Origin of the sequence: Haloplanus litoreus (assembly GCF_045690335.1) — an archaeon.
GTDB lineage: Archaea > Halobacteriota > Halobacteria > Halobacteriales > Haloferacaceae > Haloplanus > Haloplanus litoreus.
Map to the genome: position 1 here is coordinate 2,245,114 of NZ_CP147874.1, position 25,640 is coordinate 2,270,753.

The window sequence follows — 25,640 nt, forward strand, 5'->3', positions numbered from 1 at the left end:
TCTACTCCGTTCCGAGCAGCGCGTCCACGTCGGCGTGGTCGCCGAGCAGGTCGCCCATCACTTCGACCGTGCGCTCGTCGCGCGTGCGGCCGCTGTGGACCACCTCCTCGGCGCGTTCGAGCGTGGTGAGCGTGTCGGCCGAACAGAGCAGAATGGGAACCCCCTTCTCGGTGGCGGTGCCGAGGACCGTCGCGGGCGGGCGCCGGCCGCCGGTCAGCACCAGGCACTTGATCCCCGGGGCTTCGAGCGCGGCGGTGTGGATGTCGGTCCGGTCGCCACCCGTGATGACCGCCGCGTCCTTCGTCCGACGGAAGAAGCGAAGTGCCTCCTCGCCGCTCATCGCGCCGACGAGGAACCGCTCGACGACGCCGTCGGTGGGGACGTCGGTGAGCAGTTCGGCGCCGAGTTCGCTCGCCAGGTCGCCGACGGTGACGCCGGCGAGTTCCGCCTCGCGTGGAAGGACGCCCAAGACGGGAATGCCCTTCTCCTCCAAGAACGGCGCAACGAGGCTCTCGACTTCGTCGTAGGCGGCGTCCGGAATCCGGTTGAAGAGGACGCCCGCGAGTCGGTCGCCGACCTGTCGGGCGGCCGCGAGCGTCTCGTCGATGTCCGGCGGCGACGTGTAGTCCGCGACCAGCACCACGTCCGCGTCCAGTACCTCCGCCACGTCGGCGTCGGTCAGGTCGACGACCCCGCCGGTGGTCAGACGACCGCCGCCCTCGACGATCATCAGATCCCGGCCCTCGGCGACGGCGTCGAACCCCTCGCGGATCCGCTCGCGGAGTTCGTCGGGGCGCTCGCGCCCCTCCATCGCGCTCCGAACGAACGTCGGCGAGTAGACGATGGGCTCCATCTCGTGCATCTCGTCGTCGGTGTCGAGGAGTTCGCGCGCCAGCATCGGATCGCGGTCCAGCGTCTTGCCGACCTGGCTCTGGAGGCGCGTCCCCTTCGGCTTCATGTAACCGACGCTCCGGCCCCGGTCCTGTGCGTGGCGGCCGAGCGCGATGCCGATGGCCGTCTTACCTGTGCTCTCTCCGGTCGCGGTGACGAGTACGGTGTTCATAGGTTGTCTGGATCGACGGTGAGTCGGAGGTCGACGGCCTGGACGCCGTCCGGCCGGGCCACCAGCGGGTTCACGTCGAGTTCGAGGATGGCCGGGAAGTCGGTGACGAGTTGGGCGAGACGTCCCAGCGTCTCGGCGACGGCCGCCTTGTCGACCGGGTCGCGACCCCGAGCGCCGGACAGCAACGGTGCTGCTTTGATGTCGTCGAGCATCGTCCGCGCCTCCGACTCGGCGAGCGGGGCGATTCGGACGGCGGTGTCTTCCATCACTTCGACGAAGATGCCGCCGAGGCCGAAGAGGACGAGCGGCCCGAACTGCGGGTCGCGGTTCGTCCCCACGATGGTCTCGACGCCGGATTCCATCTCCACCATCTCCTGCACCTGGACGCCGAGAATCGTCGCGTCCGGCTGGTAGTTGCGCGCCCTGGCGACCAGATCCTCGAAGGCGTCGTACACCTCCTCCCGTGGCACGCCGACTTTCACGCCACCGATGTCGGACTTATGAAGGATGTCCGGGCTGACGATTTTCATGACGACCCGATCACCGATCCGCTCGGCGACGTCGAGGGCGTCGACCGGCGAGTCGACGACTTCCCCGGCGGGCGTCGGAATGCCGTAGGCGTCGAGCAGCGACATGGCCTCGACGCCGAGGCGATTCGTGCCGCGGTCGCTCGCCCGTTCCAACACGTCTCGGGCCGCCTCGCGGTCCACGTCGTAAGTCGTCGGTTCCGGGAGGTCCCGGTCACGAACGTCGCGGTACCGCGACAGCGTCCCGAGACTCCCGACTGCGCGCGCGGGGTCGAAGTAGTTGGGGATCCCCGCCTCGTCGAGGACGTCGTCGGCCTGTCGGGCGCGCTCCCCGCCCATCAGACACGTCGTCACGGGCAGGTCGTGGTGTGCCTGAAGGTCGGCGACGTCGGCGGCCAGGTCGCCGTAGTCGATGGTCGCGGTGGGTGCGGCGATGACCACGGCCGCCCCCACGGCGTCGTCGTCGAGGACGGCGTCGACGGCCGCGCGCATCCGCTCGTTGTCGGCGTCGCCGATGACGTCCACCGGGTTGTAGACGTTCGCCCCCTCGGGTAGGCGCTCGCGGAGTCGGTCCAGCGTGTCGCTCCCGAACTCGGCGAGCGACAGGGGTTCCTCGCCGACGGCGTCGGTGGCCATCACCCCCGGGCCGCCGGCGTTGGTGACGACGGCCACCCCGTCCGTCTCGGGGACGGGTTGACCGGCGAGGACGCGAGCGGCGTCGAAGAGGTCCTGAACGGTGTCGGCGCGGATGACCCCCGCTTCCCGGAGGCCGGCCTCGTAGGCGCGGTCACGGCCGGCCATCGCCCCCGTATGTGAGGAGGCCGCCTGCGCGCCCGCCTCGGTCCGTCCCGACTTGACGACGACGACGGGCGTCTCGCGGGTCACCGCCCGGGCGACGTCGACGAACCGGCGACCGTCCTCGATGCTCTCGAGGTAGCCGACGATGACGTCCGTCCCCTCGTCGTCGCCCCACGAGTCCACGAAGTCCGCCTCGTCGAGGACGGCCTTGTTGCCGAGCGACACCACGTCCTTGAAGCCGACGCCGTGGTCGGCCGCCCAGTCGAGGACGGCGGTGACGAACGCGCCGGACTGACTCAGAAAGGAGATGGTGCCGCTGGGAGCCGACCGGGGGGCGAAGGTGGCGTTCAGCCCGACCGGCGTGCTGATGATCCCGAGGCAGTTCGGACCGACGAGGTTCAGTTCGTACTCCTCGGCGAGGGCGGCCAACTCGCGTTCGCGACCTGCACCCTCGCCGCCAGCCTCGGCGAACCCGGCGGAGATGACGACCACGTTTCGGATGCCCGCCTCGCCCGCCTCGCGGACGACGTCGAGGACGACGGGCGCCGGCACTGCCACCACGACCAGGTCGGCGCCCGTCCCTCCGACACCGTCGACGACTTCCAGTCCGCACACCTCGTCCGCGTTCGGGTTGACGGGGACCACCTCGCCCTCGAAGTCGGCGACGAGGTTCTCGACGAGCGCTCGACCGACCGACCCCGGCCGCTCCGTCGCGCCGACGACGGCGACGCGGTCCGGCGTGAACAACGGGGATAGCTCTCCCATCGGAATGCACTTCCCCCGCACGGCGCATAAAATCGTGGGGCAGTTCCCACACGGTTTAGGCCGGCCAAATGTATCGAGAATATGATAATACTTAACCCGGTCGGTACCCTCGGATCGGCCGATGGCTCTGTTCGGGAACGTTATCTTCGTCTTCGTGGCGGGCCTGATAACGGCGCTCGCGACGGGACTCGGGGCGATTCCGTTCTTCCTCGTCGACGACGTGAGTGACCGCTGGAACGTGGCGCTGTGGGGGCTGGCCTCGGGGATCATGGTTTCGGCGTCGGTGTTCGGACTGGTGTTCGAGGGGCTGTCGGCCGCCGACTCGCCGCTGGAAATCGTCCCCGGCCTGGTCGCTGGCGTGGTTCTCGTCGTCGTCGCCCACGAGGTAATCGAGGGCTACGAGGTGAGCCCGCAGAAGTACGAGGAGGCCGACTTCCGGAAACTGCTCCTCATTCTCGGTGTCTTGACAGTCCACAGTTTCCCCGAGGGCGTCGCTGTCGGCGTCTCCTTCGCCGACCTCGGACTACAGTCGGCGGCGGGGACGACACTCGGCCTGTTCGGCTTCGTCGTCCCCCTGCTCGCGGTGTTCATGACCGTCGCCATCTCCATTCACAACGTGCCGGAGGGGGTCGCCATCTCGATTCCGCTCCGGACGCTCGGCGTCTCGGAGTGGAAGATGGTCTGGTGGGCCGTCTTCTCGAGTCTCCCGCAACCGATCGGCGCGGTGATCGCCTTCCTGTTCGTTCGGGTCGCCCGGGAGTTCCTACCCGTCGGCTTCGGCTTCGCCGCCGGCGCCATGATCTATCTCGTCGTCACGGAGTTCATCCCCGAGGCCCTCGACATCGGTGAGGGCCTCCCCGGTGGGGGGCGACGCGAACTCGCCGCCGGCGTCGCCGTCGGCGTCCTCGCGATGGTGCCACTCCTGTTCGTCTAGTGGCTGTGGCCCGTCGCTTCGCCGAAGGTCATACCGAAGCGGTCCTCGAACAGTTCCTCGGCCGTCTCGTTGATCGCTTCGAGGTCGGCCGGCGCGTCGCCCTCGGCGTGGTGAACCATGGCGTGAGAGCGCTGGACGAACGAGAGGAGCGCGATTTCGGCGACGACCGTCGTCGGCGTCTCGCCCTGTTCCGCGAGTACGTCGACCAGTCCCTCGGGGAGTTCCAGTTCGTCCGTGTCGCCATCCGGGCCTTCGATAGTGTACGTCTCGGTTTCGACCATGGCGTTACTGCGGACGCACGGTATAAGGGCGTGTGGGAATCGTGCGCTCGTCGGACTCGTCGGTGCCCGTCCCTCCGAGAGACGTCGAGCGCACCGAATCCGGCGGCCGTCGACCGTCTCTCATCCGTGTGCTCTTCCCGGGTCGCCGACGGCGACTACGCGCGTGGACCGAACCACGTCAGGCCGTCGGAGAGTCGAATACGGGTGTAGGGTCGGTAGCCTGGGTACCGTCACAGACGCGGATACGTCCGTCGGCACGGACGAAGACGTTCCAGTGGTCGATCCTGAAACTGAGGACGGTATCCGCCTCACCGGATCGCTCGTGTTGCTGGAAGAGTTCGTTCAGAGCGTCGGGGTCGACGTATTCGTGCAACGGTGGCAGTTCTAACGGGTCGACATCGGCTGCGGCCGCTACTGCTTCGACGACCGCCTCCGCCGGCGTCCGTGCGCCGTCCCCCTCGTAACGAGAATCGATAACGGGTGTGCACCCGCGGTAGATAACCATGTGCCCGGAACTCATACTGTTCCCTTTGTGCGATCCGTTATTACGTTACTGTGTAAGGATTTGACACAGTTCGGGAGACGTACCGGTGGTATTAGAAAAACCTCGCCGCCCGTATCCCGCTTCAGCCACCCAGTGCGGCAGTCGCGCGTCGTATCCCTCACGACCACCGACACCGATCACCCAGTCGACTACTTCGACGGGATCGGCTCTTCCTGCGGCACGATAGACGCTCTCCGGTTACGATCCCCCCGCAGACGAACCGTCGTCAGTCAGTTCCGGCCGTCGCCGCCCCCCGTCGGCGACGACGACCGGGACACAGGGGCAGCGATCCGTCTCAGTCGTCGCTCTCGGCCGCGGCGGGTTCCTCGGCCGCCGCCCGTTCGCGATCCAGATCCTCGAGGTAGCCGTCGGCGTCGATGGCCGCCTTACAGCCCATGCCGCCCGCGGTGATGGCCTGCTGGTAGTGGTAGTCGACCACGTCGCCCGCGCCGAACAGGCCGGGGACGCCCGTCGCCGTCTGGCCGCCACCGTCGCCACCGGCGGTTTCGAGGTAGCCCTCGTCGTCCATCTCCACGTCGAGTCCCTCCAGATACTCGGTGTTCGGAGTGTGACCGATGGCGTAGAAGACGGCGCCGGCGTCGAACTCGAACGACTCGGTGTCCGGGTCGTCGAGGTTGTCCGTCGGGTGGCCCTCGGGGTTGTGGACCATCGTCACCTTGTCGAGACCCTCCTCCCGGGACCCGTGGAGTTCCGTCACCTCGGTGTTCAGTTTCAGTTCGATGTCGCCGTCGTCGACGTGTTCCATCACGCGGTCGATCCAGTAGTCCTCGGCGCGGAACTCCTCGCGCCGGTGGACCAGATACACCGTCGACGCGAACTTCGTGAGGAAGACGGCCTCCTCGCAGGCGGCGTCGCCGCCGCCTACGACGACGATTTTCTCGTCGCGGAAGAAGGCGCCGTCGCAGGTGGCACACGTCGACAGCCCGTAGCCCATGAGTTCGTCCTCGCCCGGGATGCCGAGGGTGCGCGCACTGGCGCCCGAGGCGGCGATGACGGCGTCCGCCGTGTACTCGTCGCCGTTCGACAGCGTGACGCGGAAGGTGCGACCCGGACCCGAGTCGCCCGCTACGTCGACCGACTCGATGACGCCGTTTTTCACCTCGGCGCCGAACTTGCGGGCCTGCGATTTCATGTTGCTGACCAGTTCCGGCCCGCTGATCCCCTCGGGGAACCCGGGGTAGTTGTCGACGTCCGTCGTCAGCGTCAGCTGCCCGCCGGGTTCGTCGCCCTCGAACACCAGCGGTTCGTTGTTCGACCGGCCGGCGTAGATGGCGGCCGTGAGTCCCGCGATTCCGCTTCCGGCGACGATGAGACGCCGGTGTTCGACGCCGTCGCTCTCGCTCATACCGTTCGTTGGTGGGTCGGGCCCATTTAGCTTGCGCTGTCGGGGTCGCGGGCGCACCGGCGCGAAGGCGACGTGGTCACCTATCTTCTTGTCCCGTCCCCACTCACGGCCGACCATGCCCGCCGACTTACAGGAGAAGACCGACCGCTACGAACGGATGCTGGCGGACGCCCTCGACGCCGCCGAGGCGCGCCCGCCCGCCGACACGCCCCTCGGGGTCGCCGCCGCGGAGTGCCGCGAGATGGCGACCTCCTACCTCGACGACGGCCGCCACTTCCGCGAGGCCGACGACCCCGTGAACGCCCTCGCAGCCTACTCCTACGGCTACGGATGGCTCGACGCCGGCGTCCGGATGGGACTGTTCGAGGTGCCGGCGGATACGGAACTGTTCACCGTCTGACTCGGCGAGGGGAGTACTATATGGATCGGTGACCAACGTCTCGACTCGCCCCGCTGGTGTGCGGTAGCGTGACCCACACGGCGAGGCGGAGCATCCATGTCAGACACACCGGACGTGCAAGCGGACGGGGGTACCGACGTCGAAACCGAAGTCTACGCGCAGTTCGAGACGCGAGCGGGCAACCCCGCCGTGACACCGGACGGTCGGTTGCTCGTCAGCAACCACCCGTTCCCGTACGAGGACGAACCGACGTATCGCGTCGTCGAGTACGTCGACGACGACACGGTGCGACCCTTCCCCAACGAGGTGTGGAGTACGCCCCCCGGCGACGACGGCGTCGGGATTCACTCGCTCATCGGCCTCCGTGCCGATCCGGACGGGATGGTCCGCATCCTCGACATCGGCGACGTGGCGAACGGTCACCTCCCGAAACTCGTCTCGTGGGACACGACGACCGACCGACTCGCCCGCGTCGATCACATCCCGGCCCACGCGACGACCGAACGCTCCTTCATGCAAGACTTCGCGTACGACGCGGTGCGGAACGCCATCTACATCGCGGATCTAGGGCTGAGCGACGAGCCGAGCGACCCCGGCGAGCCGGCCCTCGTTGCACTCGACCTGGACACGGGACGGACGCGCCGCGTGATCGAAAGCCACCCGAGCGTCCTGCCCGAGGAAGGCGTCACACCGGTCATCGAGGGCGAACCGGTGGTGCAGGCGAACGCCGAGGGTGAGTTCGAACCGATCAGCGCGGGGCTGGACGGCATCACGATCGATCCCGCCTTCGAGTGGGTCTACTACTGTGGTATCACGACCGAGAGCGTCTATCGCGTCCGTGCCGCGGACCTGCTCGACGAGTCGCTCACCGACGCCGAACTCGACGCGCGCATCGAGCGCTACGGCGACAAGGAGGTCTGTGACGGCATCACCGTCGACACCGCGGGCAACGTCTACATCACGGACATGACGAACAACGCCATCGGCGTGACGCGCCCCTCCGGCGAGTACGAGGTCATCGCCAAGGACGACGAGCGGTTCCTGTGGCCCGACGGCTTCTGCTGTGGGCCGGACGGCCACATCTACTTCACCGTCACACAGCTCCACCGCGCGCCACCGTTCAATCGTGGCGAGGAGGAGTCGTACACGCCGTTCACGGTGTTCCGATTCGAGAGCTTCGCGCCCGTCACCGTCGGTCGATAGCCGACGTCAGTACCGGTACGTCGGCCCGTCGTCGCTATCTTCGACCGAGACACCGAGTTCCTCCAGGTCGTCGCGGAGGGCGTCCGCACGCTCGTAGTTGCCCGCCTCGCGTTCCGCCTCGCGCACGTCGAGGACGAGTTCGATCAGGTCGTCGGCCAGGCGTACGTCGCCGGCCGCGTCGCCCCCGAAGTCCAGACCGAGGACGTCGCCGCCGAGTTCCTCGAACGTCTCCACCGCTCGTCGCAAGCCCACGTAGTCGTAGGGAGTGCCGCCGTCGACGTGACGATTGACCGCCGACGCGAGTTCCAGCAGCGCGGCCGTCGCCTCTCGCACCCCGAAGTCGTCGTTCATCGCCGTCGTGAACTCCTCGCGTGCCGTCTCGACGGCCGCGCGCAGGGCTACGTCGTCGGCTTTCGTCCGGGCGTCGACGCTGTCGCAGGCGTCGACGGCCGCCTCGTGTGCGCGTTCGAGACGCTCCCACCGTTCCTCGGCCTCCGCCATCGCCGCCTCGCCGAAGGTCTGTTTCGAGCCGTAGTTCGTGCTGAGATAGAAGGTTCGGATCACGTTCGGGCCGAACTCCGCCAGCGCGTCGGCGACGTAGAAGTAGTTGCCGAGGCTGGAACTCATCTTCTCGCCGGCCGTCTCGAGCAGTCCGGTGTGGAGCCAGTAGCGCGCGAACTGCTGGCCGGTCGCCGCCTCGCTCTGGGCGATTTCGTTCTCGTGGTGGGGGAAGACCAGGTCGTGTCCGCCGACGTGGACGTCGATGGTGTCGTCGAGGTGGGCCATGCTCATCGCGGAGCACTCGACGTGCCATCCCGGTCGCCCCTCGCCCCACGGGGAGTCCCACGTCTCGCCGGACGGTGGGTGCTCTCCCAGTGGCCGGTCGTCCGTGCGGTGTTCGGCCACGTCGCTCGGCGCGACGCCGTCGGCCTTCCAGAGCGCGAAATCCGCGGGGTGGCGCTTCTCGGATCGCTCGTCCGGGTCACCCTGTGCCTCCATCTCGTCGATCCGCTGGTTCGAGAGTTTGCCGTACTCCTCGAACTCGGTCACGTCGAAGTAGACCGACCCCTCGGTTTCGTAGGCGTACCCGCGGTCGATCAGGCGCTCGACGAGGTCGACGATTTCGGGGATGTGCTCCGAGACCCGCGGGTAGACCGTCGCCCGCTTCAGGTTCAGGCCGCGCATGTCCGAAACGACCGAGGCGATGAACCCCTCGGCCACGTCGAGTTCCGACTCGCCCAGGTCGTCCTCGCCGACCCGGGCGACGATTTTCTCGTTCACGTCGGTGAAGTTCTCGACGTGGCGCACGTCGTAGCCGACGTGGGAGAGCCACCGGTGCATCACGTCGGCGTGCGTCCACACCCGAGCGTGACCGAGGTGTGCGTCGTCCGAGACCGTCAGCCCACAGACGTACAACAGGACTTCCTCGCCCGCTGGCTCGAACTCCTCGCGGTCGCCGGTCAGCGTGTTGGTCACGGACAGCGTCATTGGACGGGCGTTCCGCGCCAAGGCATTAATACTTGAATAAACGCTTACGCGGGCACGCTATCGAGGGCGGCTTCGACGACCCGAAGCGCCCGCCCGCCGTCGCGGCCGCTCACGACGACGACCAGTCGGTCCCCCGCGGTACCGGCGGCGTCCACGTCGATCCCCGCGGCGTCCAGTCGGCCGAGGACTGCCGCCAGCGCCCGACCGTCCACGTCCCCCGTCGCGGCGAGTGCCGTCTTCGACCCCGCACCCGGGACGACGCCGTGGTCGCCGACGGTCAGGTGAGCCTCGCCGTCGCCGCCGTCGGGGTCGACCCCGACGCCGCGCTCGACGGTCACGCGCGCGTCGCGAGCGGTCGGGTCACGGGTCGGCAGATCGGCCGCGAACCGACGAAGTGCGGCCGCGACGGCCTCCTCGCTCGCCTCTAGGTCGAGTCTCCCCGCCGTCGCCCGGTAGTTGACGACGCCCGCCCGGAGCGCCTCCAGCAGGAACGGTCGCTCCCGAACGGCCTCACGCGTCGCTTCGGCAATCGACATGTCCGCCCGTTCGACGCCGTGGACAAAAGTCCCGCCGACCGCGAAACTGGCAGTACAGTTACAGAATCTCGCTTCGGATTAGCGTTATTCCGGTCTAGCGCGTGGATGGAAACGCGTCGGTCGGCCCCGCAGACGCTCCGGCTCACCTCCCGCCTGAAACGGCGTTCGACTACCGCTGCCGACCCGACCCGGCCCGACCCGACGTCGAGTCGGTCCGCTCCCGCTCCCGCTCCGAGAGATATCCGACTCTCCCGTTGCTCACCGCGAGCACCTCACTCGCGATGCGCAGGGAGACACCCTCGGCGGTGTCGGCCCGGAACCAGGTGGTGAGGTCGCCGACCCCGCGACACCACACCGACCGTTATACGTCCCGGCGGCGAACCGCACGCGCATGGCCACTGACGAGTTCGACCTCAGCGAACCGGAACTCACCGCCGACGACGTCCTCGTCCTCGACGACGAGCGTTTCGTTCCCGACACGGTCGCCGTCGTGACGGGGGCGGCGTCGGGCATCGGCCGGGCGACGGCCGTCGCGCTCGCGGCCAACGGACTCACCGTCGTCGGTGCCGACATCGACGAGGAGGGTCTCGACGGTACCGTGGACCTCGCGGGCGACGTCGGGACCGACGGGGAAGTGCTGCCGGTGTCGACGGACCTCACCGACGACGACGACGTGGCCGCGATGATCGACGCGGCGGCCGAACGGGGGAACCTGCGCTACGTCGCCAACATCGCCGGGATGCAACATATCGCCTCGATTCCCGAGTTCCCGATGGAGAAGTACGACCTGCTCCTCGACATCATGCTGCGGGCGCCGTTCCTGACCGCGAAACTCGCCATGCCCCACATCCGCGATACGGACGACGGCGAGGGCGCCATCGGCAACATGTCCTCGGTCCACGGCCGTTACGCGACCCAGGACAAGGCGGCGTACATCACGGCCAAGCACGGTCTCAACGGGCTGACCCGTTCCATCGCCGCCGAGGGCGCGGGCCGGGTCCGAGGGTTCTCCGTCAGCGTCGGCTACGTGCTCACGCCGCTGATGGTGAACCAGATCGAGGATACCGCCGCGGAACGAGGGATCTCCGAGCGGGAGGTGGTGGAGGACGTGATGCTCGGCCAGGCCCGCACGAAGGAGCCGATGACGCCCGCCGAGGTGGCGAACCTGTTCGTGTTCGGCTTCTCCGGACACAGCAAGCACCTCAACGGCGGCGACATGCTCTACGACGGCGGCTACTCCACGACGTACGAGTGAGCCGCCGCCGATACCCCACAGTACTGGAGTGAATCAAAGTCTGTATATCGGGGTCACCGTCTATAGGATGATACGACATGACTACCGTGAGCGTCATCGGGTGTGGCCACATGGGGAGTGCCCTGGTAAAGGGACTCTCCGCGGCCGGCACCCACAGGGTGACCGCGTGTGATCTGGACACGGACGCCCTCGAAGCCGTCGAGCCGTACTGTGCCGAGACGACGACGGACGTGGCCGAGGCAGCGGCCGCGTCGGACGTGGTGATCGTCGCCGTGAAACCGGACGTGGTCGGCCCCGTCCTCGAGGAACTCGACCTCGCGCCGGAACAGACGCTGGTCACCATCGCCGCGGGCGTCCCGACGGACTACGTGGCGACCCACACCGACGCGACGGTGGTGCGGATCATGCCGAACCTCGCCGCCGAGACGCAGAACATGGCCGCGGCGGTGGCGTGGGACGAGGTGGACGAGGACGTGCGCGAACTCCTCGCGGACCTCGGCGAGTTCGTCGTCGTCGACGAGGACCTGATGGACGTGGCGACGGCGCTCAACGGCAGCGGCCCGGCCTTCGTCTACTATCTCATCAAGTCGATGCAGGAGGGCGCCGCCGCCGAGGGCATGGACCCGGACGACGCCCGGACGCTCGCGGCCCAGACGTTCAAGGGCGCCGCCGAGACGGTCCTCCGCTCGGAGGAGAGCCTCGACGATCTGATCGACGCCGTCGCGACCGAGGGCGGTACGACCATCGAGGGCATGCGGGTCCTGTGGGACAGCGACGCCGACGCCGCAGTGGCCGACGCCGTACACGCGGCCGCCGACCGCTCGCGAGAACTGGCCGGCGCGTTCGACGATGAGTGAAGCCGTCGAACGGGAGGCGGTCGAGCACACCCGGCAGCTCGCGGCCGACGCCGACCGCGTCGTCGTCAAGGCCGGCACCAACTCGCTGACCGACGACGAGTCCAACCTCGACGACGCGAAACTCGACAAACTCGTCGACGACGTCGAGGACCTGCTCTCGCGGGGCAAAGACGTGATCCTCGTCTCCTCGGGCGCCATCGGCGCCGGCCAGGGCCGCATCGACCACCCCACGGAGACGGTCGAGGAGTCACAGGCGCTCTCGACGGTCGGCCAGAGTCACCTGATGCGACGCTACACGGAGAGCTTCGAGCGCTACGGCCGGAAAGTCGCCCAGATCCTCCTGACGGAGCACGACCTGGAGGACCCCGAGCGGTTCACCAACTTCCGGAACACCATCGAGACGTTGCTGGACTGGGGTGTCGTTCCCATCATCAACGAGAACGACGCCGTCGCGACCGAGGAGATTCGGATCGGCGACAACGACATGCTCTCTTCCTCCGTCGCCATCGGCGTCGACGTGGACCTGCTGGTGACGCTGACCGACGTCGACGGCGTCTACACCGGCAACCCGAAGGACGACGCCGACGCGGAGCGCATCGAAGCCGTCGGGCGCAACTACGGCCGCGTCCAGGAACTCATCGCCGGCGGTTCGAGCGAGGGGATCGGATTCGGCGGCATCCGGACGAAGGTACAGGGTGCACGCGACGCGAGCGAACACGGGATCCCCGCCATCATCGCGGGGTCGGCCGAACCGGACGTTCTCGAACGAATCGCTACTGGGAAACCCGTGGGGACGATATTCGTTCCCGTGAACGGAGTCACCGATGACTGAGCAAGCCACCGAGCAGAAGGTTGCGGAGGCACAGACCGCCGCGCTGGAACTGGCGAAACTGGACGACGGGGTGCGGAGCGCCGCCCTCCACGACGTCGCCGATGCCATCGAGGCGAACCACGAGCGCGTCCTCGAGGCCAACGCGAAGGACGTCGAGGAGGCCGAGGAACTCCTCGAAGCCGGGGAGTACAGTCGCGCGCTCGTCGACCGCCTCGAACTCTCGGCGTCGAAACTCGACGACATCGCCGAGATGGTCCGTAGCGTCGCCGAGCAGGACGACCCGCTCGGCGAGACGCTGGAAGCGCGCCGCCTCGACGACGACCTGGAACTGTACAAGGTCGGCGTCCCCATCGGCGTCATCGGCACGGTGTTCGAATCCCGTCCCGACGCCCTGGTGCAAATCGCCGCACTCAGCCTCAAGTCCGGCAACGCGGTGATCCTGAAAGGCGGGAGCGAGGCCAGTCACTCCAACCGCGTGCTGTACGAACTCGTCCGCGAGGCGACGGCCGACGTGCCCGACGGGTGGGCACAGCTCATCGAGGCCCGGGAGGACGTGACGACGTTGCTCGGGATGGACGACGCCGTCGACCTCCTCATGCCTCGTGGGAGCTCGGAGTTCGTCAGCTACATCCAGAACAACACGAGCATCCCCGTCCTCGGCCACACCGAGGGCGTGTGTCACGTCTTCGTCGACAGCGAGGCCGACCTGTCGATGGCCGAGGACGTCGCCTTCGACGCGAAGGTGCAGTATCCCGCGGTCTGTAACGCCGTCGAGACACTGCTCGTCCACGAAGCTGTCGCCGAGGACTTCCTGCCGGCGATGGTCGACCGCTACCGCGACGCCGACGTGACGCTCCGTGGCGACGCGGGGACCCGCGACGTCGTCGACGTCGACCCGGCGACCGACGAGGACTGGAAGACGGAGTACGGCGACCTCGAACTCTCGATCAAGGTGGTCGACTCCCTGACGGCGGCCATCGACCACATCAACGCCCACGGATCGAAGCACACGGAGTCCATCGTCACCGAGGACGCCGACCGCGCGGGAACGTTCATGCGGAGCATCGACGCCGCGAGCGTGTTCCACAACGCCTCGACGCGGTTCGCGGACGGCTACCGCTACGGACTCGGTGCCGAAGTCGGCATCAGCACGGGCAAAATCCACGCCCGCGGCCCCGTCGGTCTGGAGGGCCTGACGACGTACAAGTACCACCTCGAGGGCGACGGCCAGCTCGTCGCCACCTACTCCGGCGAGAACGCGAAACCCTACCTCCACGAGGAGTTCGCTGGCGAGTGGAACCCCGGACACCGGTCCGGCACCGGGGAGTGACGGTGGCTGGCCGGGCGTCCGGCCGCGCGCCGGCCACCCGTTCACGACGTGCAGTATTCGATGGCGTCGCGGACAGCCTGCCGTCGGCCGATGAACGTCAGGTGATCGCCACGCTGGATCGTGTCGTCCCGATGGGGGAGACGGGTGGTCGTATCGCGACTGATCACGGCGAGGTGGCAGCCATCCGGGAGTTCGTCGGTCAGTTCCGCGACCGTCTTGCCGGCGTGGGCCGCCGAGGTGACGACGACTTCTTGGACGTCGCCGTCGCGGTCGAGTTCCGTCATCCACTGTGAGATGCCGGGTCGTTCGATGACGTTGTCCATCGACCAGGCGACCGACATCGCAGTCGAAATCGCCTCCACGTCGAGGTCGTCGAACGCGTCGAGGTTCGACGGGTCGGTCACCCGCGCCACGACCGTTTCGACGCCGTAGGTATTCTTCGCGAGTTGGCTGACCAAGAGGTTCGCGTCGTCGTCCGCCGTCGTTACGGCGACCACCTTCGCGTTCTCGACGCCGGCCCGTTCGAGGACGTCCGTCTGGGTGCCGTCACCACGGTGGACGGTGAACCCCTTCGAACGCTGCGCCTCGACAACCTCCGCGTCGGGATCGACGATCACTACGTCCTCCCCACGGGCGTCGAGTCGCTCCGCGAGTTCCGTCCCGACCCGGCCGCCACCGACGATCAGCGCACGCATCGGAATCACGTCGAGTACCTGTGCGACGTGGCGCGCCAAACCTCCTTCGAAGACGACGGTCGCGAAGATGACGAGAAAGACCGTGCCGACGAGTATCGTCGCCGCCTCGGGACGCTCGGGCTGGAGTTCGAGCGCGAACAGCGTCGCCACGCTGGCGGGGATGATGCCGCGGGGCCCGACTGCGCTGACGAAGAGGCGTTCGCGCAGCGTCAACCGGTCGCCGCGAGTACAGAGCAACACGACCGCGGGACGGACGACACCGGCGACGAGGACGACGGTGACGACGCCGCCGACGCCCAGCGCGAGGAGGTCACGGATGGACAGCAGCGACGCGAGCGTGACGAACACGAACGAGATGACGAGTAACGAGACGTCACCCTTGAACTGCTCGATGGTATCCCGGTACGGGATATCGGTGTTACCGAGGACGAACCCGCCCGCCGCGGCCGCGGCGATGCCCGCTTCAGAGGCACCCACCTCGGCCCCAAGCACCTCCGCGAGTCCGTACATCGCCACCGACGACACGACAACCATGAGTCGCGCGTGCTGTGGCGCGTTCTCGACCGCCTGCGGACCGTACCGGAGGACGATCCAGAGGGCGACGGCGACGGCCCCACCGACGAACACGCCGAGGCCGAACCGAAGGAGGAATTCCCACGCTACCACCGGAAGTCCACGCGACGACAGCAGGACGTACTCGAAGGTGACGATGGCCAGAATCGCGGCGGTGACGTCGTTGACGACACCCTCGGTCTCCAGCGTCGATGCGACCCGCTCGCGAACGGGAACCACGTTCATGATCGGCGTGATCACGGTCGGGCCGGTCGCGACGAGCAACGAGCCGATGAGGAGGGAGAGATCCCACGACACGTCGAGGACGAACCGAACGATCACGGCCGTGGCGACGAGCGAGAGCGCCGCCCCCAGGGTGACGAGACGGAGCGTCTCCCGGTGGGCGGTGCGGATCCGCTCGATCCGCAGGTGGAACGCACCTTCGAAGACGATGACGGCGACGCTCAGGCCCACGATGGCCCGGAGCGCGGGACCGAACATGGCCGGTCTGACGACGCCGAGACCCTCGGGTCCCACGAGGACGCCGGCCGTAATCAGAAAGATCACGCTCGGAATCCGCATCCAGTCCGCGAGAACCTGTGCGGCGGTACCTATCCCCATGATCGTCACGACCACGGCGACGATGTCGACGGCGGCAGTCATGTCGAACGCTCCACCGGTACGCGGTCGAGCCGGGACGTCATGTGTGCCTGTCGACTACCGAGGAGACGCTCCTACCAAGTGCCTTCGTGTCTGTCGCGGGGGTCACCGCTCTCGGTCCAGAAGGTCGACGAGTCGCTCTCGATACAGGTAGCCGGCGAGCGATAGCGCCGTGACGACCACGAACAACACGCCGGCCCCGCGGAGGTTGCCGTCCGCCAGGAGGGAGCCGAACACGTTGACGACGAAGAAGGCTGGCGCCCGCCCGACGACGGCGACCAGGACGAGTTTCCGCAGAGGAATGGGCGTCAGCCCGCCGACGAAACAGAGCGCGTCGTCGGGGAGGCCGGGGATCAGAAAGAGGACGAAGAGCGCGAGGAGGCCGCGCCGTTCGACGAAGGCGTCGAAACGCTCCAGAACGTCCGCGTACACCATCCGCTCGACGTAAGCGCGCCCGAAGCGACGCGACAGCCAGAAGGCGAGTGCGCTCCCGAGACCGATACCGATCATGTTGTACAGCGTGCCCCACCACGGCCCGAAGAGGTAGCCGGCGACGGCGGCGAGTACCTGTCCCGGAACGGGTGCCAGCACGACCTGAAGCGTCTGGAGGAGAACCAACGCGAGCGGCGCCCACGCGCCGAATCCACGGACGTAGGCCCGCGCCGCCGCCGCGTCGGTCACGAACGACAACTGCTCGTGCAGGACGGTGGTCAGCCCAAGAAACAGCAGTCCCCCCACGACGAGGTGGACGAGGACCCGATTCCGCGCCCGTGTCGACGCGAACAGCCGCACGGTCACGACCGGACGTCCTCCCCCGGTCGAGCGGCGTGGCCGGGCGTGACGTCCCGGTCACGGATCGGGGGCGTCAGGCCCGTCCCACGCTCGTTTCGAGGTCCGTCCCGGTGTCGAGGTTCTCGGCGACGGGACAGCGCTCCTCGACGTCGGCCAGCCAGGCCGCCAGGGCCTCGTCGTCCGCGTCGGCGTCGACGGTGACGTCGACCCGGATGGTCTGGAATCCCGAGCGTGGCTCCGTCGCCTCTCCCTTGTACTTCGCCGTATCGATGTCGCCCGAGACGTGCACGTCGATGTCGCGGATCACGATGCCGTGATCCTTGGCGACGAGGTGGCCGATGACGTTCATACACGCCGCCAGCGACCCGAGCAAGTACTCGAGTGGGCTGGCCTCCTTGCCGACGACGAACTCCGCGTCCGCCGTCTCGATGTGCGTGCTCTTCGGTCCCCGACTGTGGCCGGTGATTTCGATGGTCGTCATGGAATCCCGCGACATACACGAACATCTTACCAGAAGTACATAATTTGGGTGGTCAGTCCCCGGCCGGAGGACTCCCGCGGCCTCCGACGGGGGTGGACAGCTACGCCGTCCCGCTCTCCGGATCGTTCACCGGGTTCTGGGGGTCGTCACCCTGCAGGATTCCCAGAAGGTCTTCGGTCACCGTTCGCCGCATCGTCTCCATCGACTCCGTGGAGTACCAGGCCACGTGTGGCGTGTAGACGATAGCCTCGTGGTCGAACGGTGGGGTGGTGTCCGGAGGTTCCTCCGGGAGGACGTCGAGTCCCGCGCCGGCGATTTCCCCCGCTTCGAGAGCATCCTCGAGGGCGTCGACGTCGACCAGCGGTCCCCGTGCCGTGTTGACGAGGATGGCGTCCTCCCGCATCGTCTCGAACGCGGACTCGTCGAAGAGGTGGTGGGTCTCCTCCGTGAGCGGTGCGTGGACCGACACGTACTTCGAGCGGGCGAGCAGGTCCTCCAGCGTGACTTTCTCGGCACCCGTCGCCTCGATGTCGGCCGCGTCGACGTAGGGATCGTAGACGAGGACGTCGAGGTCGAAGCCGTCGACGAGTTCCAACAGGCGTCGCGGGAGTTTCCCGAATCCGACGAGCCCCAGCGTCGACCCGGTGAACCGGTGGATCGGCTTGCCGCCGGTCCAGTCCCACTCACCGCCCTTGATGGTCCGGTCGTAGCTCGGAATCTTGCGGATGCACGAGAGCAGGAGCGCAAGCGCGTGAGTCGGAACCTCCTCGACGCAGTAGTCGGGAACGTTCACTACATGGACCCCGTGGTCGGACGCGGCATCGAGGTCGATGGAATCGACGCCGATGCCGTAGCGCCCGACCGCCTGCAGGTCGGGGAGGGCGTCGAACACCTCGCGAGTGATCTCCGCGTACTGGACCAGCATGGCGTCGGCGTCCTCGGCGACGTCGATCACCTCGTCCGGCGTCCGGGCGTACTCGCTACGGAGTTCGACGTCGGCGCCGTCGAGGGCGGTGGATTCTATCGACAGGTCGGGGAAGTCGTGGTCGGTGACGACGATCCGATGGGTCATCGTTCGGCGAAGCACACGGGGACCACATAAACGTCTCGACGATGCCCCTCAGTCCTCGACGAACGCGTCGACGAGGCGAGCGCGCTCCTCGGTCGCGAACTGCTCCCACCAGACCTCGGCCTCGTACTCGCGAGCGGTGTCGAGGTCCGGCGCGTTCACAGCGGAGTTGATCGCGCGTTTCGAGTTCTTTACCGCCTGCCGCCCGGTGTTCCGGATGGCGTCGACGAGTTCGTCCACGCAGTCGTCGAGCGCAGACCGCGGGACGACGTGGTTGAGAAAGCCGGCGTCGTGGGCCTCGTCGGCGTCGACCATCCCGGCGGTGTAGACCAGTTCCTTCAGCTTGGCCTCGCCGATCAACTGCGCGACTCGGTAGGTCGATCCGCCGCTCGGAATCTGTCCGATGTCCGTCGTCGGGACGCCGAACTCGGCGTCGTCGACGGCGACCCGCAGATCACAGAACGCCGCGAGGATGAGACCACCGCCGACGCAGTACCCGTTGATCTTGGCGACGGTCGGGCAGTGCAGGTCGTAGAGCCGTCGGTAGACGTCCTCGTAGAGGATCCGCTGGCGGTCCTTCTGCCGGGGGTCGTGGGCCTCGGCATCCCCGGCGTACTGGTCGATGTCCGCCCCGGCACAGAAGGCGTCCGTCCCCTCCCCGGTGATAACCGTCACGTCCACGTCGCGGTCGAGTCCGATCTCCGCGAACGCCCGGGCCAGATCCAGATACACGGCGGTGCTCAGCGCGTTGTACTTCTCGGGTCGGTGGAGGGTGACCGTCGCGACGCCGTCCGAGACGTCGACGGAGATGCTCTCGTACGCTTCGTATGCCATAGGGGAGGACGCACACGCCGAGTCGTAAAGTTACGGCCAGGTGCGACGGCATCCGATCCGCCCGGCTCGGATCAGTCTCGGCTCGTGTCGATACCGAGCGCCTCGTTCACGCCACAGAAACAGGTCACGGCGTTGAGTCCGAAGCCGAGGGCACCCGCTGCGGCGAGGAGGCCGATCGCTCGTTTCCCCCGTTCGAAGGCACGAATCGAGACGACGGTCAGGAGGGCGGCGAGCAGCGTCCGCACGAGGCGGTCACGGCCGCCGACGTTCTTCTCGACCATATCTCACGGTCGGGATCGAGCGGCATGTACGTTCCGCCCACGGGGCGATCACCCGGAATCCTTAGAAGGAAACGGCACCCAGTTGGAGTATGCGACTGTTCCGGTCGAGCGAACTCCTGGGCATCGCGCGGGAGACGCTGGAGTTCGTCCTCGAGGCCAGCGAGGAGACCCACCCGAACGAGTACATGGGCTTTCTCCGCGCCGACGACGCCCGCAAACTCGGTCTCGACCGCTCGGGACAGGTGATCACGAACGTTCTCGTCATCCCCGGAACGACCTCCAACCCGGTGAGTGCGACGGTCAAAACGAGCATGAAGCCGAACGACGTGTCCTCGGTCGGCTCCGTCCACTCTCACCCGAACGGCGTCCTCCGACCGAGTGACGCCGACCTCTCGACGTTCGGCCAGGGGAAAGTCCACATGATCGTCGGCGCGCCCTACGGTCGGGACGACTGGCGTGCCTTCGACAACCAGGGCGAACGGACGACGCTCGACGTCGTCGACGTGGACCTGCCCGAGGACCAGTTCTTCGACTTCACACAGTCGGACATCGACGCCGAACTGCTGGCGGACGGGCGACACAGCGGCGTCGTCGCGCCGGAGGACCGGGAGGACGACGACGACGACCGGGGCGGACTGTTCTCGTGGCTCCGGTGACCGGTCGGCCGTCGACGGGCGCGTTCGAGCGTCCGCTCGCCGAACCGGTCGGCTAATACGGGTCGACAGGCTTTATTCCTGCCGTGCTGGACGCTTCCGTATGACTGGCCAGACGCTCCGCCCGTTTCTGACACGGGCGACACAGCTGTATCCGGACCGGGAGGTCGTCGCTCGGACGGCCGACGGGATGACACGGTACACCTACGCGGAGTACGCCGACCGCGTGGGTCGGCTGGCGAATGCCCTGCGCGCGGCGGGTGTCGAACGTGGCGACCGAGTCGCGACGCTGTGTTGGAACCACGACCGGCACTTCGAGGCATACTTCGCGGTGCCGGACCTGGGGGCGCAACTCCACACGATCAACCCGCTCCTCCCCGCGGACGACGTGCGGCGCATCGTCGACGGCGCGGACGACCGACTCGTGTTCGTCGATCCATCGCTGGCCGACACGCTGGCCGCGGCTTACGACCCCGATGCCTTCGAGTCCGTCGAGCAGGTGGTCGTGATCGGATCGTCGGCGCCCGACCTCCCCGTCGACTCGGTCACGAGCTTCGAGACGTTCGTCGCGGGTCACGACGCCGACTACGATCCGCCGACCGTCAACGAGGACGACCCCGCCGGACTGTGTTACTCCTCCGGCACGACCGGCGATCCGAAAGGGGTCGAGTACACCCACCGGATGCTCTGGAGTCACACCATGGCGATCACGACACCGATGGGCCTGGACATCGCGGACGCGGACGTGGTGATGCCGGTCGTTCCGATGTTCCACATCAACGCCTGGGGCCTCCCCTACGCGGCGACCGCGGCGGGGGCGAAACATGTCTACCCTGGTCCGTCGCCCGATCCCGCCGACCTCGTCGAGTTGATCGAACGCGAGGGCGTCACGCTCACCGCGGGTGTCCCGACGGTCTGGCTGGGCGTCCTCGACTACCTCGACGACCACGATGCCGACCTCTCGACGCTGTCCCGCATCGTCATCGGCGGCGCGGCCCCGCCCGAACGCCTGATCCGCGCGTTCGACGACCGGGGCGTCGAGGTGGTCCACGGGTGGGGAATGACCGAGACGGCGCCCGTCGGCGCCGTCTCCCACCTCAAACCCGACCTGCGCGACGCGGACTACGAGACGCAGTTGGCCAAGCGGACGAAACAGGGGCTGATCCTCCCCGGTCTGGAGTTCGAAGTGGTCGACGACGCGGGCGAGCGGGTGCCCCACGACGGCGAGTCGATGGGCGAACTCCGGGTTCGTGGACCGTGGGTCGCGGACGGGTACGTCGACGGTCCGTCGGAGACGCGCCGGGGGGATGGAGCCGAGGGGTCCGTCGGCGACGACGCCGTCGAGGACTCGTGGCTCCGGACCGGCGACGTGGTGACCGTCGATTCGGACGGCTACATCGAACTCGTCGACCGCGCCGCCGACGTGATCAGATCCGGAGGAGAGTGGATTTCCTCGCAGGCGCTGGAGAACGCCATCATGAGCCACGAGGCGGTGCGCGAGGCGGCCGTGGTTGGCGTCCCCCACGAACGGTGGGGGGAGCGCCCCGTCGCGTACCTCGTCGACGACGACGCCGACCGCGACGCGCTGGTGGAAACCGTCTCGGCCCGTCTCCGCGAGGACTACCCCGACTGGTGGGTTCCGGACCGCTTCGAGTTCGTCGAAGCCATCCCCAAGACGGCGACCGGCAAGTTCGCGAAGACCGACCTACGGGACCGTCGTGACGACCCGATCGACGGGGCGGTGGCGGTCGAACCGCCGGGAGACGGAGACTGGGACTGGGACTGGGACGGGGACGGGGGCGACTGATACGGACCGCCGTCAGGTAGTTTCGGCCGTCGCCGACACGGGGGCGGCGACCGACGAGGCACGGGTACAACACTCCGTATGGGTCAGCCGACGAGCACCAACCAGACACCCACCACCAGTGCGAATCCACCGATCGACAGGCCCGCGAGCGACGTCTTCGACGACCGGACGAGCGCCCGCGTCGGCGTCCCGTCGGCGACGACGAGGGGGTCGACGCCGTCGTCGACGACGCTACCGACCACGGTCACCTCGTCGCCCGGTGACGCTCGCTGCTCGCTGTAGCGACGCGCACCGAGCGAGAGGGCACGAGCGAGCGGCGCGACGACTGCGGGGGGCGACCGGAAGACCGTCTCGTGGGGGAGTCCGTCGGTCTCGCGCTCGTACTGGGCGATCCGGTCCGGCGGCGACTCGGTCGGGCCGACCGTCGCGACGACGGCCGAGTCGAGGACGACCGTTCGGAGCGGGGCGGCCACCGGAATCGCCGCGTGGGGCGTCCGCACCGCGAAGGCGACGCTTCGGGCTGGATCGTCGATCGTCACGTAGGTCGGTAGGAGGAAGGCGCCGAATCGGCGCTCCTCGACGGTCGAGCGGAGGGCGACGCAGTCGACGCCGCTGAACGGCGCGTCGAGCGTGTCCGCCCCGGCCTCGACGGTGCCCGAGAGGCGAACGAGCGAGCCGTCGGGGGACCCGTCGATCCGGGACACCGCGGTGGCGCGCAGGAGTGCGCTCGACCGCCACACGTGTCGCAGACTGACGAGCGAGACGAACAGGCCAATAGCGAGGACGACGATGCCGAAGGGTGAAGGGGTGGAGGAGGGGACCATGGTGAGGGCGGGGAAACGCGATCAGGAGCGACGGGGACTGTCGGGGGCGAGCGCGTCGTCGTAGATGGTGACGTAGAGGTCGGCGATTTCGTCACGAGTCGGCTTCCGCGGGTTGTTGTCGGGCGATCCGGAGTCGATGGCGTCCTGTGTCATCTCGTCGACGACGGCCAGATAGTCCTCGCGGGAGGGCACCTCGCCGAAGTCGTCGAGGTAGCCGGTGAGGTCCATGTCGGCACAGAGACGGAGCACCCCGTCGGCGGCGGCGTCGGCCGCCTCGCGAGTCGGCGTGTGCTCGTCTGCGACCCCGAGGATGCGCGCGATTTCGGCGTACTTCTCGGGCGCCGCCATCGCGGAGAAGTCGACGACGTAGGGGAGGATGAGGCCGTTCGCGAGGCCGTGGGGGATGTGCAGTTGAGCGCCGAGCGGTCGGGCGAGTCCATGTACCAGGGCGACGGAGGCGTTCGTGAACGCCTGACCGGCCTGCAGTTGCCCGACCATCACGTCGGCGCGGGCGTCGAGGTTGTCGCCGTTGGCCCACGCGACCGGGAGGGAACGAGCGATGCGCTCCATGGCCTCCTCCGCGTAGCCGTCGGGGACGCTGTAAGACTTCACCGAGACGTAGGCCTCGATGGCGTGGGTCAGCGCGTCGATGCCGGTGAAAGCCGTGTGGCTCTTCGGGAGCGACTGCGTGAGGACTGGGTCTTCGATGGCCACGTCGGGGACGACGTTCGCGGAGACGATGAGGAATTTCGTCGACGTGGACTCGTCGCTGACGACGACGGAGCGGGTCGCCTCGCTGCCCGTCCCCGCGGTAGTGTTGACGGCGATGATCGGCGGCGTGGGGTTGGGGACGCCCTCGTAGCCGGCCCGGTCGACGCCGAAGTCACGGATCGCTCCCTCGTTGGTTGCGAGGATACCCGCCCCCTTGCCCGTGTCGATGGACGACCCGCCGCCGAGGGTGACGATCATCTCACACCCTTCTCGCTCGTAGAGTGCGTGAGCGTTCTCGATGTTCTCGACGGTCGGATCGGGCCGGACGTCCGTGTAGACAACCGGTTCGACGCCCGCCGCCTCCAGCTCCCGGACGACGGCGTCGCCGTGGAACTCGAAGATCTGTTCGGTGGCGACGACGAGTGCCGTGTCCCCGTACCGAGTTGCGTGGGTGCCGAGCGTTTCGATCGCTCCGGCACCGAGTTCGATCCGGCCGGGCGAGACGACGGTCCGCGTCTCGCTCGCGAGTACGGTGTCGTGCATGACACCCCGATGATCGTTCCTGTCGGTCTTATACCTCGGGGTCGGGGACGGTCGGCGAAGGGGACGGCTCGTACTGCCGGCTGTGAGTCGATAGCTCGAACCGGTTACCGCCGAGGGTCTCAGTTGGTAGTGAGTCGCGGCTGAATGGTGGAGACGAAGGCGTCGAGGTCCCGCGTCTGGTACCAGGCGGTTCCGGGGCCGGTGAACTCGAAGACCAGACCTTCGCCCCCCAGCAGCGACGATTTCAACCCACCGACGCTCCGCATCTCGAACTCGATCGTGTCGTCCCAGGCGACCAGGTGTTGGTTGTCGAGCGTGTACGACTCCCCGGCCGCCAGATCGAGACGTTCGAGGCCGCCGTAGGCGTCGACGAAGACGGTTCCCGTCCCCTTCAGCGCGAGGGGCGTCAGGCTGGCCTCGCCCAGCATCGACTTCAGGCCACCGAGTTCGCTGTCGACGTCCACGGCCGGAGTGGCTGCGAGAAAGGCGCCGTCGGTCGTGTACAGCGTCTCGTCGTCGAGTTCGTGTTGCATCACGTCGCCCGGCGCCGACGGCGCGAACGTCACCGTTCCCGTGCCGCCCTCGGCGGTGAACTCGTTGACGAACAGCGACTCGCCGCCGAGCACCGACTTGGCGGAACTGAGCAGTCCGTCCCGGCTCGTCGAGGTGTCGACGGAGACGGTGGCCGAGTGTCCGACCATCGCCCCGGGTTCGGCGACGATGGACTCGCCGTCGGCGAGCGTGACGGTCAGGTGTGTGTACGACGGTCGGTGCGTGAAATCGGCGTTCATGGAGGGCACCTCACTCTCACACGCGTCGAAGATGGATATAACTCTTATCCAGCGTCTCGGCGCCGGCATCGCGGCGCCGGCGTCGATCCGATCGGCCAAGGTTTAACCTCGCCGGCGGCTGTTCCACGTGTATGCCTCAGGTCACCATCGAAGCCGTCGAGCCGGTCGGCGACCGGACGGCCGCGCTGGAACTGCGGACGCCGGACGGGTTCGACGCCGAACCCGGACAGTTCCTGTTGGTCCGAGCCACCGTCGACGGCGTCGAAGAGACCGGATATTACACGATTTCCTCGCCGGATACCGACGGGACGATGGAAGTGACCGTCGAGTACGTCCCCGAAGGGACGCTCGCGCCGTGGCTCGCCGACCGGGAGTCGGGCGACACGGTCGAAATCGAGGGTCCCTTCGGTGACGTACGGTACACCGGCGAGGGGGCGGCCGTCGTCCTCGCCGAGGGGCCGGGCATCGGCCCGGCGGTCGGGATCGCCGAACGCGCCCGGGAGAGCGGCCACGACGCGACGGTCGTCTTCTGGGGACAGGACCCGCCACACCGTGACCGCCTCGACGCCCTCGAAGCCGACGGGGCGACGGTGCTCCTGGTCGAGTCGCTCGACGAGGCGACCGAGACGCTCGCCGCGGCCGAGGACGCGACGGTGTACGTCTTCGGCTTCGAATCGTTCGTCAGGGACGCCAAGACGGTGGCGGAGGCCGTCGGCGTCGTCGACGTTCGCGCCGAGAGCTTCGGATCACGGTAGCCGCCGCACGGGG

The 25,640-nt window shown here is 67.9% G+C and carries 27 protein-coding genes; 10 read left to right on the plus strand and 17 right to left on the minus strand.

The features are described 5' to 3' along the window. Nucleotide 1: 1 nt before the first annotated feature. Both V8686_RS12040 and V8686_RS12045 read right to left on the minus strand, forming a co-directional pair. On the minus strand, nt 2-1,063 hold the full coding sequence (locus tag V8686_RS12040; RefSeq protein ID WP_379704454.1) for a phosphotransacetylase family protein: 1,062 nt from the start codon (nt 1,061-1,063) through the stop codon (nt 2-4). Beyond that, nucleotides 1,060-3,153: an acetate--CoA ligase family protein gene (locus V8686_RS12045; protein ID WP_379704456.1), complete on the minus strand. Its 2,094-nt coding sequence runs from the start codon at nt 3,151-3,153 to the stop codon at nt 1,060-1,062. The genes V8686_RS12040 and V8686_RS12045 overlap by 4 nt, the downstream gene beginning before the upstream one ends. A gap of 121 nt (nt 3,154-3,274) precedes the next feature. Between V8686_RS12045 and V8686_RS12050 the strand changes: the two genes are divergently transcribed. Further along, the gene (locus V8686_RS12050) at nt 3,275-4,087 is read left to right on the plus strand and encodes a ZIP family metal transporter (RefSeq protein WP_379704458.1); all 813 of its coding nucleotides are present in this window, start codon (nt 3,275-3,277) and stop codon (nt 4,085-4,087) included. Here V8686_RS12050 and V8686_RS12055 read toward each other — a convergent pair. The 3 genes from V8686_RS12055 to V8686_RS12065 all read right to left on the minus strand — a co-directional run bounded on the left by V8686_RS12055 (nt 4,084) and on the right by V8686_RS12065 (nt 6,278). Further along, on the minus strand, nt 4,084-4,368 hold the full coding sequence (locus V8686_RS12055) for a DUF7545 family protein (protein WP_379704460.1): 285 nt from the start codon (nt 4,366-4,368) through the stop codon (nt 4,084-4,086). The genes V8686_RS12050 and V8686_RS12055 overlap by 4 nt on opposite strands. Nucleotides 4,369-4,546: 178 nt before the next feature. Beyond that, nucleotides 4,547-4,888: a HalOD1 output domain-containing protein gene (locus tag V8686_RS12060; protein WP_379704462.1), complete on the minus strand. Its 342-nt coding sequence runs from the start codon at nt 4,886-4,888 to the stop codon at nt 4,547-4,549. A gap of 319 nt (nt 4,889-5,207) precedes the next feature. Beyond that, complete coding sequence (locus V8686_RS12065) at nt 5,208-6,278, minus strand: NAD(P)/FAD-dependent oxidoreductase (RefSeq protein WP_379704463.1); 1,071 nt, start codon at nt 6,276-6,278, stop codon at nt 5,208-5,210. A 115-nt stretch (nt 6,279-6,393) separates the two neighbouring features. Here V8686_RS12065 and V8686_RS12070 point away from each other — a divergent pair, with 115 nt between their 5' ends. Together V8686_RS12070 and V8686_RS12075 are read left to right on the plus strand one after the other, a co-directional pair. Next, the gene (locus tag V8686_RS12070; RefSeq protein WP_379704465.1) at nt 6,394-6,678 is read left to right on the plus strand and encodes a DUF357 domain-containing protein; all 285 of its coding nucleotides are present in this window, start codon (nt 6,394-6,396) and stop codon (nt 6,676-6,678) included. A gap of 96 nt (nt 6,679-6,774) precedes the next feature. After that, nucleotides 6,775-7,881: an L-dopachrome tautomerase-related protein gene (locus V8686_RS12075; protein WP_379704467.1), complete on the plus strand. Its 1,107-nt coding sequence runs from the start codon at nt 6,775-6,777 to the stop codon at nt 7,879-7,881. 6 nt (nt 7,882-7,887) lie between these two features. On the opposite strand, the gene cysS is transcribed toward V8686_RS12075, so the two are convergent. The 3 genes from cysS to V8686_RS12090 form a co-directional block, all read right to left on the minus strand. After that, nucleotides 7,888-9,369 (minus strand): cysteine--tRNA ligase, encoded by a 1,482-nt coding sequence (gene cysS / locus V8686_RS12080; RefSeq protein WP_379704469.1) that lies wholly within the window; start codon nt 9,367-9,369, stop codon nt 7,888-7,890. A gap of 44 nt (nt 9,370-9,413) precedes the next feature. Then, nucleotides 9,414-9,905, minus strand: a complete 492-nt coding sequence (locus V8686_RS12085) for a DUF7523 family protein (RefSeq protein ID WP_379704471.1) — start codon at nt 9,903-9,905, stop codon at nt 9,414-9,416. A gap of 169 nt (nt 9,906-10,074) precedes the next feature. Next, the gene (locus V8686_RS12090) at nt 10,075-10,260 is read right to left on the minus strand and encodes a hypothetical protein (protein ID WP_379704473.1); all 186 of its coding nucleotides are present in this window, start codon (nt 10,258-10,260) and stop codon (nt 10,075-10,077) included. 36 nt (nt 10,261-10,296) lie between these two features. On the opposite strand from V8686_RS12090, the gene V8686_RS12095 reads away from it, so the two are divergent. From V8686_RS12095 to V8686_RS12110, 4 genes are all read left to right on the plus strand, one after another. Continuing rightward, nucleotides 10,297-11,160: an SDR family oxidoreductase gene (locus tag V8686_RS12095; RefSeq protein WP_379704475.1), complete on the plus strand. Its 864-nt coding sequence runs from the start codon at nt 10,297-10,299 to the stop codon at nt 11,158-11,160. A 77-nt stretch (nt 11,161-11,237) separates the two neighbouring features. After that, nucleotides 11,238-12,017 (plus strand): pyrroline-5-carboxylate reductase, encoded by a 780-nt coding sequence (gene proC, locus V8686_RS12100; protein WP_379704477.1) that lies wholly within the window; start codon nt 11,238-11,240, stop codon nt 12,015-12,017. Further along, entirely contained in the window at nt 12,010-12,849 is an 840-nt protein-coding gene (gene proB, locus V8686_RS12105; protein ID WP_379704479.1) for a glutamate 5-kinase, read from the plus strand. The genes proC and proB overlap by 8 nt, the downstream gene beginning before the upstream one ends. Beyond that, nucleotides 12,842-14,179: a glutamate-5-semialdehyde dehydrogenase gene (locus V8686_RS12110; protein ID WP_379704481.1), complete on the plus strand. Its 1,338-nt coding sequence runs from the start codon at nt 12,842-12,844 to the stop codon at nt 14,177-14,179. Before proB ends, V8686_RS12110 begins: the two co-directional genes overlap by 8 nt. 41 nt (nt 14,180-14,220) lie before the next feature. Here the strand turns inward: V8686_RS12110 and V8686_RS12115 are convergent, their stop codons facing one another. From V8686_RS12115 to V8686_RS12140, 6 genes are all read right to left on the minus strand, one after another. Next, nucleotides 14,221-16,089 (minus strand): cation:proton antiporter, encoded by a 1,869-nt coding sequence (locus V8686_RS12115; protein ID WP_379704482.1) that lies wholly within the window; start codon nt 16,087-16,089, stop codon nt 14,221-14,223. Nucleotides 16,090-16,191: 102 nt separating this feature from the next. After that, nucleotides 16,192-16,884, minus strand: coding sequence for a TVP38/TMEM64 family protein (locus V8686_RS12120; RefSeq protein ID WP_379704484.1), 693 nt, complete (start codon nt 16,882-16,884; stop codon nt 16,192-16,194). A 67-nt stretch (nt 16,885-16,951) separates the two neighbouring features. Further along, the gene (locus tag V8686_RS12125; protein ID WP_379704486.1) at nt 16,952-17,374 is read right to left on the minus strand and encodes an OsmC family protein; all 423 of its coding nucleotides are present in this window, start codon (nt 17,372-17,374) and stop codon (nt 16,952-16,954) included. Between the two features lie 85 nt (nt 17,375-17,459). Further along, on the minus strand, nt 17,460-18,431 hold the full coding sequence (locus V8686_RS12130) for a C-terminal binding protein (RefSeq protein ID WP_379704488.1): 972 nt from the start codon (nt 18,429-18,431) through the stop codon (nt 17,460-17,462). Nucleotides 18,432-18,479: 48 nt separating this feature from the next. Continuing rightward, nucleotides 18,480-19,262, minus strand: coding sequence for an enoyl-CoA hydratase/isomerase family protein (locus V8686_RS12135; RefSeq protein ID WP_379704490.1), 783 nt, complete (start codon nt 19,260-19,262; stop codon nt 18,480-18,482). Between the two features lie 71 nt (nt 19,263-19,333). Next, the gene (locus V8686_RS12140) at nt 19,334-19,543 is read right to left on the minus strand and encodes a YgaP-like transmembrane domain (RefSeq protein WP_379704492.1); all 210 of its coding nucleotides are present in this window, start codon (nt 19,541-19,543) and stop codon (nt 19,334-19,336) included. A gap of 89 nt (nt 19,544-19,632) precedes the next feature. Here V8686_RS12140 and V8686_RS12145 point away from each other — a divergent pair, with 89 nt between their 5' ends. Together V8686_RS12145 and V8686_RS12150 are read left to right on the plus strand one after the other, a co-directional pair. Continuing rightward, nucleotides 19,633-20,199 (plus strand): Mov34/MPN/PAD-1 family protein, encoded by a 567-nt coding sequence (locus V8686_RS12145; RefSeq protein ID WP_379704494.1) that lies wholly within the window; start codon nt 19,633-19,635, stop codon nt 20,197-20,199. Nucleotides 20,200-20,299: 100 nt separating this feature from the next. Then, complete coding sequence (locus tag V8686_RS12150) at nt 20,300-22,003, plus strand: long-chain fatty acid--CoA ligase (RefSeq protein ID WP_379704496.1); 1,704 nt, start codon at nt 20,300-20,302, stop codon at nt 22,001-22,003. A gap of 83 nt (nt 22,004-22,086) precedes the next feature. Here V8686_RS12150 and V8686_RS12155 read toward each other — a convergent pair whose 3' ends face one another. The 3 genes from V8686_RS12155 to V8686_RS12165 all read right to left on the minus strand — a co-directional run bounded on the left by V8686_RS12155 (nt 22,087) and on the right by V8686_RS12165 (nt 24,872). Continuing rightward, nucleotides 22,087-22,827: a hypothetical protein gene (locus V8686_RS12155; protein ID WP_379704497.1), complete on the minus strand. Its 741-nt coding sequence runs from the start codon at nt 22,825-22,827 to the stop codon at nt 22,087-22,089. Between the two features lie 21 nt (nt 22,828-22,848). After that, complete coding sequence (locus tag V8686_RS12160) at nt 22,849-24,081, minus strand: iron-containing alcohol dehydrogenase (protein ID WP_379704499.1); 1,233 nt, start codon at nt 24,079-24,081, stop codon at nt 22,849-22,851. 119 nt (nt 24,082-24,200) lie between these two features. Beyond that, complete coding sequence (locus V8686_RS12165; protein WP_379706560.1) at nt 24,201-24,872, minus strand: TIGR00266 family protein; 672 nt, start codon at nt 24,870-24,872, stop codon at nt 24,201-24,203. Between the two features lie 131 nt (nt 24,873-25,003). Between V8686_RS12165 and V8686_RS12170 the strand changes: the two genes are divergently transcribed. Further along, nucleotides 25,004-25,627: a ferredoxin--NADP reductase gene (locus tag V8686_RS12170; RefSeq protein ID WP_379704501.1), complete on the plus strand. Its 624-nt coding sequence runs from the start codon at nt 25,004-25,006 to the stop codon at nt 25,625-25,627. The last annotated feature ends 13 nt before the right edge of the window (nt 25,628-25,640 follow it).